We start from the raw sequence: 13,103 nt of genomic DNA on the forward strand, positions 1-13,103 counted from the left end.
TGAGGTAACTAGAATGGAATTTCGTATTGAAAAAGACACGATGGGCGAAGTGAAAGTGCCAGCAGATAAATACTGGGCGGCACAAACAGAACGTTCCCGCAATAACTTCAAAATTGGGCCATCGGCATCAATGCCACAGGAAATTATTGAGGCGTTTGGTTATTTGAAAAAAGCTGCTGCTTACGCAAATAATGAGCTAGGCGTTTTGCCCGTTGAAAAACGTGATTTAATCGCCCAAGCTTGCGATGAAATTTTAGCCCATAAACTTGACGATCAATTCCCATTAGTCATTTGGCAAACCGGTTCAGGTACGCAATCCAATATGAATTTAAATGAAGTGATTGCAAACCGTGCGCACGTTATCAATGGTGGAAAATTAGGTGAAAAATCAATTATTCATCCAAATGATGATGTCAATAAATCACAATCATCGAATGATACTTATCCAACCGCAATGCACATTGCGGCCTATAAAAAAGTGGTGGAAGTCACTATTCCTTGCGTTGAACATTTACAAAAAACCTTTTCTGCAAAAGCAGAAGCCTTTAAAGATGTGGTGAAAATTGGGCGTACTCACTTAATGGATGCAACACCACTGACATTAGGACAAGAATTTTCTGCCTATGCTGCGCAATTAGATTTTGGCTTGCGTGCATTGAGAAATACCTTACCTCATCTTGCCCAGCTTGCTTTAGGCGGTACGGCGGTAGGTACTGGCTTAAACACACCGAAAGGCTATGATGTGAAAGTAGCGGAATATATTGCGAAATTTACTGGCTTACCATTTATCACCGCGGAAAACAAATTTGAAGCCCTTGCCACCCACGATGCCATTGTTGAAACACACGGTGCGTTAAAGCAACTTGCAATGTCTTTATTCAAAATTGCAAACGACATTCGCTTATTGGCTTCAGGCCCGCGTTCTGGTATTGGTGAAATCTTAATTCCAGAAAATGAACCCGGTTCTTCTATTATGCCCGGTAAAGTAAACCCAACGCAGTGTGAAGCCTTAACAATGGTATGCGCACAAGTGTTAGGTAACGATACCACCATTTCTTTTGCAGGTTCACAAGGGCATTTCCAACTTAATGTGTTTAAACCTGTAATGGCGTATAACTTCTTGCAATCTGCTCAGTTATTGGCTGATGCTTGTGTTTCTTTTGATGAACACTGTGCAAGTGGCATTGAACCCAATTACCCACGCATTAAACAGCAACTTGAAAATTCATTAATGTTGGTAACGGCATTAAATACCCATATTGGTTATGAAAATGCGGCTAAAATCGCCAAAACGGCGCATAAAAATGGTACGACATTAAGAGAAGAAGCCATAAATCTAGGCTTAGTCACGCCTGAACAATTTGATGAATGGGTACGCCCTGAAGATATGGTTGGCAGCTTGAAATAATGCCAATTTAGCCTTCATCTTATTTGAAATGTTGGTAAGGAATATTCTTTACCAACATTTCTTGTCTATTTTATAGCGAAAGCGCTCAAATAAGCCAATTAACTAAATTTCCTTCTTGGTGAAAACAGTCCTTGACAAAACCCTTTTGTACTAGTTTAATAGTGCATTATTATTTTATGCAAAAAAGGAATTCCAATGACAATGCCTTTTCTCCACGTATTTTCACAAAATGTGGCTTATCACAGCGATCCAACCGCTGTTTTTGCGACATTATGCCAAGATCAAACCAATACACTCTTACTTGAATCCGCCGAAATCAGCAGTAAAAATAGCTTAAAAAGTCTTTTATTAATTAATTCTGCGTTAAAAATTAGCTGTTTAGGTCAATGCGTAACCTTTAACGCATTAAATGAAAATGGTGTGGCATTATTACCTTTGCTACAAGAAAAATTACAACATATGGCACAACGCCTTTTACAGCAAGACAATCAACTCATCGCAGAATTTGCGCCACTCAATCCAGATCTTGATGAAGACAGTAAATTACAAGCGCCCACAATTTTTGATGGTTTACGTTGCTTAACCGCGCTTTACAAAACAAGCAAAACACCCATTTTTCTTGGTGGTCTATTTGCTTATGATTTAGTGGCAAATTTTATTCCAATGGAAAATATTGTGCTACACAATGATGGTTTAAGCTGTCCTGACTACGTTTTCTATTTGGCAGAAAATTTATTGATTCTCGATCATCAACGCCAACAAGCTCAACTCCAAACCTTCTGTTTTAATCAAAATGCGCTTTCTGCCACAGAACAAAGTGCGGTACAAATTACGCAAAAATTACAGAAAATTGAACCGCACTTACCTCTCCAATCTGCTTCAACGGAAGTGAACGTAAACATTGAAGATGAACCCTTTAAAGAGATTATTCGCCGTTTAAAACACCACATCAACATTGGTGATGTATTTCAAATTGTGCCTTCACGCCGTTTTTCTTTAGCTTGTCCGAACAGTCTTGCTACTTACCGCCAATTGAAAGTGAATAATCCAAGCCCTTATATGTTTTATATGCAAGATGACGATTTCACGCTATTTGGTGCGTCCCCTGAAAGTGCATTAAAATACAGCCAAGATTCTCGCCAATTAGAAATTTACCCTATTGCAGGATCACGCCCAAGAGGATTTGATGCTCAAGGGAATATCGATCCCGAACTGGATGCGCGTTTAGAATTAGAATTACGTTTAGATAAAAAAGAGTTAGCAGAACATTTAATGTTAGTGGATTTAGCACGGAATGATATCGCACGGGTTTGCCAAAGTGGTACACGTCAAGTGAAAGATTTAATGCAAGTAGATCGTTATTCACACATTATGCACTTGGTCTCTCGCGTGGTGGGTAAACTTCGCCCTGAATTAGATGCCTTGCACGCTTATCAAGCCTGTATGAATATGGGAACGCTCACAGGCGCACCAAAAATCAAAGCAATGCAATTAATCTATCAAGTGGAACAACAAAAACGCCATAGCTATGGCGGTGCAGTGGGCTATCTCTCATCAGATGGAAATTTCGATACCTGTATTGTGATCCGCTCTGCTTTCGTGCAAAACGACATTGCTTATATCCAAGCTGGCTGCGGTGAAGTGCTAGATTCTGATCCCCAAATGGAAGCAGATGAAACTCGCCACAAAGCCAGAGCGGTAATTAATGCCATTATGCAAACCAACCAACTTGCACAATAAGGAAACTCTATGGCAAATATTATATTTTTAGATAATTTTGATTCCTTTACTTATAACCTTGTGGATCAATTTAGAACGCTTGGACATCAAGTGCAAATTTATCGTAATGACTGCAATATTGCGCTGGTAGAAAAAATGGCACTAAAGCCAAATAGTATCCTTGCTCTTTCTCCCGGGCCGGGTAACCCGCAAGAAGCGGGCATTTTACTGCCACTTATTAAACGTCTTAAAGGCAACGTGCCAATGATTGGCATTTGTTTAGGTCATCAAGCGTTAATCGAAGCATTTGGCGGTGATGTGGTTCATTCTGGCGAAGTGCTGCACGGCAAAGTTTCCAATATTCAACACGATGGACAAGCAATGTTTGCGGGGTTAAATAACCCAATGCCAGTGGCACGCTATCATTCCCTAATGGGAGAAAATTTGCCCGATGAATTTATTGTAAACGCTGAGTATAACGGCATTGTTATGGCAATCCGTCACAAAACGCTACCCATTTGCGGTTTCCAATTCCACCCAGAAAGCATTCTTACCGTGCAAGGAGGAAAATTGCTAGAAAACGCAATAAATTGGTTGCTTAATCGTCATTAAGGATAACACGATGATTATTGTTTATGGATTAAAAGATCGCCTAAATTCACGCAAGGCACAGCTTGCAGAAATTATTTATGCTTGCTTGAATCTTGAAATGGATATTCCAACGGGTAAACATTTTATTTATTTCCAAGGGACAGAAGCAGAAAATTTGTATCTACCTAGCGGACGTAGTCAAGATTTCACCGCCATTGAAATTAATCTTATGCAAGGCAGAACTGAATTTACTAAAAAACGATTAATTAAAATGCTTTTTTGTGAATTAGAAAATAAACTCAACCTTTCTCCCATAGATGTCGAGATCACCATAAAAGAGCAGCCAGCTCACTGCTGGGGATTTCGTGGAATGACAGGTGATGAAGCAAAAGATCTCAGTTACAGCATTCATCGTTAGCCAAACTTTGTATTTTAGTTATTATGAAATATTAAACAAAGCACCTTCGGGTTCCCTTCAGTCTTGTCCGAATGGAAGCTAAATTTTTAGGCGAAAAAAATTGTAATTTTGTGTAGTGAAACGGAACAAAATCTTTTTTTTCGCCGCCCGAAAAATTTAGTTGGAATGAGGAAAAACAAGACTGCTGGGTGTGCTTTCTTTTGCCTACTTTGCTTTGCACAAGCAAAGAAAAGTAGGTCGCCTTTAGGGCGAAAACCTAAAATAGATATACACGATTAAAATTTAAAAATAAAATTAACAGAATTGAAAGGAATACCCTATGCAAACCGAACAACTTCTTAACCAACTTTTTGATAAACAATCTTTATCCCAAGCGCAAGCAGAACAGCTATTTAATGCCATTTTGCAAGGTGAGTTAAATAACGAACAGCTAGCAGCCGCACTCATTGCGCTAAAATTGCGTGGAGAAAGTGCAGAAGAAATCAGCGGTGCGGTCAATGCCGTCCTCGCTAATGCCAACCATTTCCCAACGCCTGATTATGTGTTTGCCGATATTGTTGGCACTGGTGGCGATGGCGCAAACACTATTAATATCTCCACAGCGTCTGCCATTGCGGGGGCAGCTTGTGGTTTGAAAGTGGCCAAGCACGGCAATCGTAGCGTATCCAGTAAAACTGGGGCAAGTGATGTTCTCAGTGCATTAGGGGTCAATATTAATATTAGTGCGGAACAAGCACGCCAAGCCCTTGATGAAATTGGCATTTGCTTTTTATTCGCACAACAATATCACCCGGGTTTCAAACACGCTGTACCTGTTCGCCAAGCATTAAAAACACGTACTATTTTTAATATTTTAGGCCCATTATGTAACCCTGCTCGCCCAAAACATCAATTATTAGGTGTATATTCCCCTGAATTGATTGCACCTTATGCAGAAACGGCTGTGCGTTTAGGGCATAAACACAGCATTGTAGTACACGGTGCGGGTTTAGATGAAGTCGCCATCCACGGCAAAACAGAAGTGGCAGAAATTCGTGATGGAAAAATTGAACGTTATAGCCTAAGCCCTTACGATTTTGGTTTTGAGCCGCAACCATTAGAAAGCCTGCGTGGCGGTGAGCCAGAAGAAAATGCAAAATTTTTGACCTCACTTTTACAAGGCAAAGGTAAAGTAGAACACGCCCAAGCGGTGGCAATGAATACCGCCTTATTAATGAAATTATTCGGCTATGAAGATTTGAAACAAAATGCTGAAAAAGTGCTTGCTGTGCTTGCCTCAGGAAAAGCGTTTGAAACCTTAATCGCATTGCGTGCAGTAGAATAATCAAGAGAAAACACAATGATCATTAACAACCAAACTCCAACGATTTTACAAAAAATTGTGCAAGATAAAGCGCAATGGGTGGAGGCAAAATCGCAAGCCTTCCCTTTGCAAGCGTTTGAAAAAAAACTTGAAAAATCTGACCGCTCTTTTTATCAAACATTAGCACAAGGTACGCATCAACGTCCGGCTTATATTTTAGAATGCAAAAAGGCCTCACCTTCTAAGGGCTTAATTCGTGCCGACTTTAACCTTGATGAAATTGCTCAAGTATATAAACATTATGCCGCAGCCATTTCCGTGCTTACGGATGAAAAATATTTTCAAGGGGATTTTGCTTATATTCAGCAAGTTCGTCAGCAGGTTACCCAACCTGTGCTGTGCAAAGATTTTATGATTAGCCCATATCAAGTTTACCTTGCACGCTATCACCAAGCTGACGCGATTTTACTGATGCTTTCCGTGTTAGATGATGAAACTTATACACAACTAGCAGAATTAGCCCACGAATTAGGTATGGGGGTGCTAACAGAAACCTCTAATCAGCAAGAATTAGAACGTGCTATTGCATTAGGGGCGAAAGTTATCGGAATAAACAACCGTGATTTACACGATCTTTCTGTCGATCTTGACCGCACGCCGCCTCTTGCTCGCCAGATCCCAGCGGATCGCATCATCATTAGCGAATCAGGCATTTATTCTCATCAACAAGTTCAACAATTAAAACCTTATGTTAATGGCTTTTTAATTGGCAGCAGCCTAATGGGAAGTGATGATTTGAACAATGCGGTAAGGGCGGTGATATTTGGTGAAAATAAAGTCTGTGGTCTAACACGCCCTCAAGATGTTCAAGCCGTGTATCAACAAGGTGGTTTATATGGTGGATTGATTTTTGCTGAAACCTCAAAACGCAAATTGTCTTTACGTCAAGCGCAAGAACTTGTGACGCAAGCCCCATTGCGCTTTGTCGGTGTATTCCAAAATCAACAAATTGATTTTATTGTAAAAATTGCTTCTCAGCTAACGCTTTTTGCCGTCCAGTTACACGGTAGTGAAAAGGCAGAATTTATTGCACAATTACGTCAGCAATTACCTACTGAATGCCAAATTTGGCAAGCCATTTCCATTCCAGTAGAAAAACAAAGTGCAGTACAAATTGAACCCATTTCACATATTGATCGCTATGTCCTCGATAGCCAACTTGCCAAGCAACAAGGTGGTACAGGGCAACCCTTTGATTGGTCGCTCATTCCTACTGAAATAAAAAATAAAGCAATGCTCGCAGGGGGCATTAATCTGGAAAATGTCGCACTTGCCCTATCGCAACATTGCTTAGGTTTAGATATTAATTCAGGCGCTGAAAGCAGTGCGGGTGTGAAAGACGCCCACAAGCTCGCGCAATTATTTCAACAAATTTTAGATTATTAAGCATAAGGAAAAATTATGTCAGAAACCCAGCTTAACCCCTATTTTGGTGAATTTGGCGGAATGTATGTGCCAGAAATTTTAGTCCCTGTGCTAAAACAACTGGAACACGCCTTTGTAACGGCGCAAGCCGATCCTGAATTTCAGGCAGAATTTCAAGATTTACTGAAAAACTATGCCGGTCGTCCTACCGCATTGACCCTGTGTCGTAATCTCACCAAAGGTACTAAAACGAAACTTTACCTAAAACGGGAGGATTTATTGCACGGTGGTGCGCACAAAACTAACCAAGTTTTAGGGCAAATTTTACTTGCTAAACGAATGGGAAAAACACGCATCATTGCTGAAACAGGTGCTGGTCAGCACGGGGTTGCCACGGCCCTTGCTTGTGCAATGCTGGATATGCCTTGCCGTATTTATATGGGGGCAAAAGATGTGGAGCGTCAATCACCAAATGTGTTTCGTATGCGTTTGATGGGGGCGGAAGTTATCCCCGTTGAAAAAGGCTCTTGCTCGTTAAAAGATGCCTGTTGTGAAGCAATGCGCGATTGGTCTGCCAACTATGAAACCACACATTATTTACTTGGTACCGCAGCAGGGCCTCACCCTTTCCCAACTATCGTGCGTGAATTTCAAAAAATGATCGGCGAAGAAACCAAACGCCAAATTTTAGAAAAAGAAGGGCGTTTACCTGATGTGATTATCGCTGCCGTAGGCGGGGGGTCTAACGCCATTGGAATGTTTGCTGATTTCATTGATCAACCACAAGTGCGTTTAATCGGCATTGAACCTGCCGGCAAAGGCATTACCACTGGGCAACACGGCGCGCCACTTCGCCACGGTAAAGTGGGGATTTATTTCGGAATGAAATCGCCAATTATGCAAACCGATGATGGACAAATCGAAGAATCTTACAGCATTTCTGCGGGCTTAGACTTCCCTTCTGTGGGGCCACAACACGCCCATTTACACGCTATCGGACGTGCAGAATATGAAAGTATTACGGACGATGAAGCCCTAGATGCCTTCCAAGCGCTCGCCAAACACGAAGGTATTATCCCAGCGTTGGAAAGCTCGCACGCGTTGGCTTATGCGTTAAAATTAATCCAACAAAATCCAAACAAAGAACAATTAATCGTCGTAAATTTATCAGGGCGTGGGGATAAAGATATTTTCACGGTGGATAAAATCTTAACTGAAAAGGGGAAAATGTAATGAGCCGTTTTGAAACCTTATTCACCCAACTTAATACTAAAAATGAAGGCGCATTCGTGCCGTTTGTCACGCTATGCGATCCCGATTTAGCACGCTCTTTTGAGATTATTTGTACCCTTGTCGATAACGGTGCAGATGCGTTAGAACTGGGTTTTCCTTTTTCTGATCCCTTATTAGACGGCCCCGTCATTCAAGCGGCTAACAATCGTGCCTTAAATGCAGGTTGTAGTACGGCAGAAAGTTTTGAGCTGCTGGCAAAAGTGCGGACGAAATATCCTGAAATTCCGATCAGTTTATTATTATGTGCAAATTTAATTTATGCACAGGGCTTAGATCATTTCTATCAACGTTGTGCCGAAGTGGGCGTGGATGCTGTGCTTGTGGCAGATATTCCTTTACTTGCAGCTGAACCTTATATCCGAGCTGCGAAAAAACACGGCATACAACCTGTGTTTATCTGCCCACCAAATGCGGATGAAGCAACCATTAAAGGCGTAGCACAACATAGCGAAGGCTACACCTATTTAGTTTCTCGCGCTGGCGTAACCAGTGCAGAAAACCAAAGCCATGCAACAAATTTAGATACCCTAGTAGAACAACTTAAAGCTCAGCAAGCCCCATCAATCCTACAAGGTTTCGGCATCGCCCACCCCCAACAGGTTAAAGAAGCCTTGCAACTTGGTGCAGCCGGGGCTATTTCAGGCTCTGCAACAGTCAAAATTATCGAACGCAATCTAGATAATCATCAAAAATGCTTGAGCGAATTGGCTCAGTTTGTGAAAGCGATGAAAGACGCCACGTTGTAAGCTAAATTTCAATTCAAAACATAAAAGTGCGGTGAAATTTTTGTTAATTTTCACCGCACTTTTGCATTTAATTTTCCCAAGAGAATTAAAAATCCAACTGCTCAAGATGAAGATTTAACGCATTGGCAATTTTCTGCTTAGTGCTTTTGCGTAGGCGAGTAGCATTTTCATACTGGCAATAAGCTGATTGCGATACCCCAAGGCGAGCTGCGACCTCTGCTTGAGTAAGATTCAAATATTCTCGCCACGCCCGCACGGCAGAAATATCCTGTTTAAGTGCAAGAGCAGCAACCTCATAGGGGACACCAGTATCAAGAGGATTTTTCAAGCCTGCTTTGCTTTTTAACCATTCTAAGGTTGCAAGTGGCACAACCGCAAAAGCAGGGTTGCCTTGCTCATCGTTAATATATTGGATATTAGTAAGTGCGTTCATCGCGTTTTTTCACCTCTTCAATAGAGACCACGCTTAATGCGTCGCCAATCAACTAGAAAAATACCCGATAACGCCCCACACGGAAGCGATAAGGATATTTATGATTAATTAAGGATTTTACATTGGTGCATAAAGGAAATTGCTTTAATTCCTCACATTTATCAATAATAACAGAACGCTCGGGAATACGACGCAGTTGTTTTAAGGCTTTAGGTTGGATAATTAAAGTTTTCATTTAGACGCAATATCAGTGATTTAAACTTATCTTATAAGCCATTTTATAAGAAATCAAGAAGATTTATAACTATCTATCACAAAGGCAACTTTTATTTAGGCCGCCCTCAAAAAGTGCGGTGAAATTTTTGTTAATTTTTCACCGCACTTTTCCCCTCAGCCCAGCAACTCATACCTGTTGTTTATCTCGTATAGTTTAATTTACCCTTGTCTTATTATTCGTTATACTGTGCATCCATTAATTTTGGAGTATTTCAATGAAAAAAATCGAGCAACTTTTCGCCAATAATTATAGCTGGGCAACACGAATGAAAGAGGAAAATTCCGATTATTTTCGTGAGCTTGCTGATCATCAAAAGCCAAGTTATTTGTGGATTGGTTGTTCTGATAGTCGTGTGCCGGCGGAAAAGCTCACCAACCTTGGACCCGGTGAGCTGTTTGTCCATCGTAATGTGGCAAACCAAGTGATCCATACCGATTTAAACTGCCTTTCAGTGGTGCAATATGCAGTGGACGTGTTGGATATTGAACATATTATCATTTGTGGGCATACCAACTGCGGTGGAATTAAAGCGGCGATGTCAGAACAGGATTTAGGCTTGATAAATAATTGGTTATTACATATTCGTGATATTTGGTTTAAACATAGCCATTTATTGGGTAAACTGCCGCCAGAAAAACGTGCGGATATGCTAACTAAACTCAACGTTGCCGAACAAGTTTACAACCTTGGGCGTTCTTCTATTGTACAATCGGCGTGGAAACGGGGGAAAAAACTTTCCCTACACGGCTGGGTTTATGATGTGAATGACGGCTATTTGATTGATCAAGGCGTAATGGCAACGAGCCGCGAAACACTGGAAATTTCTTATTTAAGTGCGATTTCTCGTCTTTTAAAACAAAATGAAGATGAACAAGAAAACGCTGAAACACCGACTGAACAGATAGAAAAATAAGCAAAAATGCCCCGCACTTTCTATGCGGCATTATTTTTTAACCAACATCATCAAGGATTTTATAATGCAAAAAAGTGCTTTGTACCCTGTTATTTATGTGTTAGGTAATGGGCAACTTGGACGAATGTTGCGCTATGCTGGTGCGCCTTTAGATATTCAGGTTGTGCCATTGACTTTCAATGCCCCCGTGTTTGAACTGGAAGAAGGCTGCTTAATTACCGCAGAAATTGAACGATGGGAAAACACACCTCTGACAGAAACCTTAGCCAATCATCCGCAGTTTATTAATCGTTCCGTTTTTGGCTTACTCGCCGACCGCCTTTCGCAAAAATCGCTTCTTGATGAACTCAATCTTCCTACTTCCCCTTGGACACTCATTCATTCCGCCTCCCAATGGCAAGATATTTGGCAGCAAATTGGCGATAAAGTTGTGGTCAAACGCCGTACTGGGGGATATGACGGACGTGGTCAATGGATCATCACCGAAGAAAATCAGGCGCAAATCACTCAAGATTTATATGGCGAAGTCATTGCGGAAAAATTTATTCCCTTTGATGGTGAAATATCTCTAGTGGGGGCAAGGTTTAAAGACGGCGCAACCCGTTTTTATCCGGTTACACACAATCTGCAACAAAACGGTATTTTACGTTATAGCGTTGCAGATAGCGCTCAGCCACAACAGGCTGTATTACAAAATCAAGCAGAAGCGATGTTAGCAAAAATAATGCACAAGCTAGATTATATCGGCGTGATGGCAATGGAATGTTTTGTCATTGGCGATAAATTACTCATTAATGAACTTGCGCCCCGAGTGCATAACAGTGGGCATTGGACGCAACTAGGTTGTGCAATCAGCCAATTTGAACTTCATTTACGAGCATTACTCAATTTGCCAACACCAGAACTGACTAGCACAATGTCCGCAGTGATGATTAATTTAATTGGCACAACGCATAATCCGCAATGGCTCAATATGCCATTTAGTCAATTGCATTGGTATGGTAAAGAAGTGCGTGAAGGGCGTAAGCTAGGGCATATCAATTTGGCTCATCCAGATCGTCAAGAACTAGTGCATTTACTGGATAAATTTTCGCAAATACTGCCACAAGAATATCAATCTGGTTTAGTTTGGGCAAAAGACAAATTGAAATTATCTAAATAATCATCGCATTTTTTGAAAAAATATTGGCTTTCTTAGACAGAAAGCCAAATTAGTACTAATAAATACTTGCGAATAAGGTGAATTCTCAAGTATAACGTTACACAGGATTTCTTCTCTTAGAGAAATAATATTATTAACCACAAATTCAACACAACATTAGAAGGATAATCACGATGTTTGAACATATTAATGCTGCTCCAGCCGATCCTATTTTAGGTTTAGGTGAAGCCTTTAAAGCCGATGATCGTACTCACAAAATCAACTTAGGGATTGGTGTCTATAAAGATGCTAAAGGCAACACCCCCATTATGAAAGCGGTGAAATCAGCCGAACAACGTTTATTTGAGGCTGAAACCACCAAAAATTATCTTTCGATTGATGGTGTTGCTGATTTTAATGCGCGTACGCAAGGCGTTTTGTTCGGCGAACATTCAGAAATTGTAAAACAAGGACGTGCTAAAACTGTGCAAAGCCTTGGTGGAACTGGAGCATTGCGTATTGCCGCAGAATTTATTAAACGTCAAACAAAAGCTCAAAATGTTTGGATTAGCGCGCCTACTTGGCCAAACCATAATGCGATTTTTAATGCGGTGGGCGTAACCATTCGCGAATATCGTTACTATGATGCAGAACGCAAAGCCCTTGACTGGGAGAATTTAATCGCTGATTTAAGCAATGCAAGTGAAGGCGATGTGGTGTTATTACACGGCTGCTGCCATAACCCAACAGGTATCGATCCAACCCCAGAACAATGGCAACAACTGGCTGAAATGTCTGCTAAAAATGGCTGGTTACCACTATTTGACTTCGCTTATCAAGGACTAGCAAATGGTTTAGAAGAAGATGCCTTTGGTTTACGCACTTTCGCAGCGAACCACAAAGAATTATTAATTGCGAGTTCTTATTCTAAAAACTTCGGCTTATATAATGAGCGTGTTGGTGCGTTTACCTTAGTTGCCGAAACCGCGGAAATCGCCAAAACAGCATTGACTCAAGTGAAATCCATTATCCGCACACTCTACTCTAACCCAGCTTCGCATGGCGCTTCCAGTGTGGCGATCGTACTCGCCGATCCCGCATTAAGAGAAGAATGGACAACCGAGCTAGGAGAAATGCGTCATCGTATTAAAGAAATGCGTCACCAATTCGTCGCATTATTAAAAGAATACGGCGCACAGCAAGACTTCAGCTTTATTGAACAACAAAACGGTATGTTCTCATTTAGTGGTTTAACACCAGAGCAAGTCGATCGTTTAAAAGAAGAATTTGCTATTTATGCTGTGCGTTCAGGGCGAATCAATGTTGCAGGTATTACCGAAGATAACATTCGTTACCTTTGTGAAAGTATTGTAAAAGTGCTTTAATCAAAATTTGAAGAAATATTACCGCACTTTAAAAGTGCGGTATTTTTTTAT

13 protein-coding genes are annotated in these 13,103 nt (G+C 41.0%); 11 read left to right on the forward strand and 2 right to left on the reverse strand.

Features of this window, described 5'->3' with window-relative positions; all coding sequences use genetic code 11:
* The first annotated feature begins 13 nt into the window (after positions 1–13).
* From fumC to trpA, 8 genes are all read left to right on the forward strand, one after another.
* On the forward strand, positions 14–1,408 hold the full coding sequence (fumC, locus tag L4F92_RS07835; RefSeq protein ID WP_250363318.1) for a class II fumarate hydratase: 1,395 nt from the start codon (positions 14–16) through the stop codon (positions 1,406–1,408).
* A gap of 195 nt (positions 1,409–1,603) precedes the next feature.
* The gene (gene trpE / locus L4F92_RS07840) at positions 1,604–3,148 is read left to right on the forward strand and encodes an anthranilate synthase component I (RefSeq protein WP_250363319.1); all 1,545 of its coding nucleotides are present in this window, start codon (positions 1,604–1,606) and stop codon (positions 3,146–3,148) included.
* 9 nt (positions 3,149–3,157) lie between these two features.
* Complete coding sequence (locus L4F92_RS07845) at positions 3,158–3,739, forward strand: aminodeoxychorismate/anthranilate synthase component II (protein WP_250349830.1); 582 nt, start codon at positions 3,158–3,160, stop codon at positions 3,737–3,739.
* Between the two features lie 10 nt (positions 3,740–3,749).
* Positions 3,750–4,136: a tautomerase family protein gene (locus L4F92_RS07850; RefSeq protein WP_250363320.1), complete on the forward strand. Its 387-nt coding sequence runs from the start codon at positions 3,750–3,752 to the stop codon at positions 4,134–4,136.
* A 319-nt stretch (positions 4,137–4,455) separates the two neighbouring features.
* The gene (gene trpD / locus L4F92_RS07855; RefSeq protein ID WP_250363321.1) at positions 4,456–5,460 is read left to right on the forward strand and encodes an anthranilate phosphoribosyltransferase; all 1,005 of its coding nucleotides are present in this window, start codon (positions 4,456–4,458) and stop codon (positions 5,458–5,460) included.
* Positions 5,461–5,475: 15 nt separating this feature from the next.
* Positions 5,476–6,885, forward strand: coding sequence for a bifunctional indole-3-glycerol-phosphate synthase TrpC/phosphoribosylanthranilate isomerase TrpF (gene trpCF, locus L4F92_RS07860; RefSeq protein WP_250363322.1), 1,410 nt, complete (start codon positions 5,476–5,478; stop codon positions 6,883–6,885).
* A 15-nt stretch (positions 6,886–6,900) separates the two neighbouring features.
* A complete protein-coding gene (trpB, locus tag L4F92_RS07865) occupies positions 6,901–8,097 on the forward strand; it encodes a tryptophan synthase subunit beta (RefSeq protein ID WP_250363323.1) in 1,197 nt (398 codons plus the stop codon).
* A complete protein-coding gene (trpA, locus tag L4F92_RS07870) occupies positions 8,097–8,903 on the forward strand; it encodes a tryptophan synthase subunit alpha (protein WP_250363324.1) in 807 nt (268 codons plus the stop codon). Before trpB ends, trpA begins: the two co-directional genes overlap by 1 nt.
* An 85-nt stretch (positions 8,904–8,988) precedes the next feature.
* Here the strand turns inward: trpA and L4F92_RS07875 are convergent, their stop codons facing one another.
* Together L4F92_RS07875 and L4F92_RS07880 are read right to left on the reverse strand one after the other, a co-directional pair.
* A complete protein-coding gene (locus L4F92_RS07875) occupies positions 8,989–9,336 on the reverse strand; it encodes a helix-turn-helix domain-containing protein (RefSeq protein WP_250363325.1) in 348 nt (115 codons plus the stop codon).
* Between the two features lie 52 nt (positions 9,337–9,388).
* On the reverse strand, positions 9,389–9,571 hold the full coding sequence (locus L4F92_RS07880) for a type II toxin-antitoxin system RelE family toxin (protein ID WP_250363326.1): 183 nt from the start codon (positions 9,569–9,571) through the stop codon (positions 9,389–9,391).
* Positions 9,572–9,827: 256 nt separating this feature from the next.
* Here L4F92_RS07880 and can point away from each other — a divergent pair, with 256 nt between their 5' ends.
* From can to L4F92_RS07895, 3 genes are all read left to right on the forward strand, one after another.
* Positions 9,828–10,526 carry a carbonate dehydratase gene (gene can / locus L4F92_RS07885; protein WP_250349824.1) on the forward strand — a complete coding sequence of 233 codons (699 nt, stop codon included), beginning with the start codon at positions 9,828–9,830 and terminating at the stop codon, positions 10,524–10,526.
* 64 nt (positions 10,527–10,590) lie between these two features.
* A complete protein-coding gene (gene purK, locus L4F92_RS07890; protein ID WP_250363327.1) occupies positions 10,591–11,688 on the forward strand; it encodes a 5-(carboxyamino)imidazole ribonucleotide synthase in 1,098 nt (365 codons plus the stop codon).
* Between the two features lie 173 nt (positions 11,689–11,861).
* Positions 11,862–13,052 carry an amino acid aminotransferase gene (locus tag L4F92_RS07895; protein WP_250363328.1) on the forward strand — a complete coding sequence of 397 codons (1,191 nt, stop codon included), beginning with the start codon at positions 11,862–11,864 and terminating at the stop codon, positions 13,050–13,052.
* Positions 13,053–13,103 lie beyond the last annotated feature (51 nt).

This window comes from Avibacterium sp. 21-595 (assembly GCF_023611905.1).
Lineage (GTDB): Bacteria > Pseudomonadota > Gammaproteobacteria > Enterobacterales > Pasteurellaceae > Avibacterium.

What these genes read in the sequence shown, in the direction of transcription:
- fumC (WP_250363318.1), top strand. Translation starts at nt 14, where the DNA reads ATGGAATTTCGTATTGAAAAAGACACGATGGGCGAAGTGAAAGTGCCA.
- trpE (WP_250363319.1), top strand. Translation starts at nt 1,604, where the DNA reads ATGACAATGCCTTTTCTCCACGTATTTTCACAAAATGTGGCTTATCAC.
- L4F92_RS07845 (WP_250349830.1), top strand. Translation starts at nt 3,158, where the DNA reads ATGGCAAATATTATATTTTTAGATAATTTTGATTCCTTTACTTATAAC.
- L4F92_RS07850 (WP_250363320.1), top strand. Translation starts at nt 3,750, where the DNA reads ATGATTATTGTTTATGGATTAAAAGATCGCCTAAATTCACGCAAGGCA.
- trpD (WP_250363321.1), top strand. Translation starts at nt 4,456, where the DNA reads ATGCAAACCGAACAACTTCTTAACCAACTTTTTGATAAACAATCTTTA.
- trpCF (WP_250363322.1), top strand. Translation starts at nt 5,476, where the DNA reads ATGATCATTAACAACCAAACTCCAACGATTTTACAAAAAATTGTGCAA.
- trpB (WP_250363323.1), top strand. Translation starts at nt 6,901, where the DNA reads ATGTCAGAAACCCAGCTTAACCCCTATTTTGGTGAATTTGGCGGAATG.
- trpA (WP_250363324.1), top strand. Translation starts at nt 8,097, where the DNA reads ATGAGCCGTTTTGAAACCTTATTCACCCAACTTAATACTAAAAATGAA.
- L4F92_RS07875 (WP_250363325.1), bottom strand. Translation starts at nt 9,336, where the DNA reads ATGAACGCACTTACTAATATCCAATATATTAACGATGAGCAAGGCAAC.
- L4F92_RS07880 (WP_250363326.1), bottom strand. Translation starts at nt 9,571, where the DNA reads ATGAAAACTTTAATTATCCAACCTAAAGCCTTAAAACAACTGCGTCGT.
- can (WP_250349824.1), top strand. Translation starts at nt 9,828, where the DNA reads ATGAAAAAAATCGAGCAACTTTTCGCCAATAATTATAGCTGGGCAACA.
- purK (WP_250363327.1), top strand. Translation starts at nt 10,591, where the DNA reads ATGCAAAAAAGTGCTTTGTACCCTGTTATTTATGTGTTAGGTAATGGG.
- L4F92_RS07895 (WP_250363328.1), top strand. Translation starts at nt 11,862, where the DNA reads ATGTTTGAACATATTAATGCTGCTCCAGCCGATCCTATTTTAGGTTTA.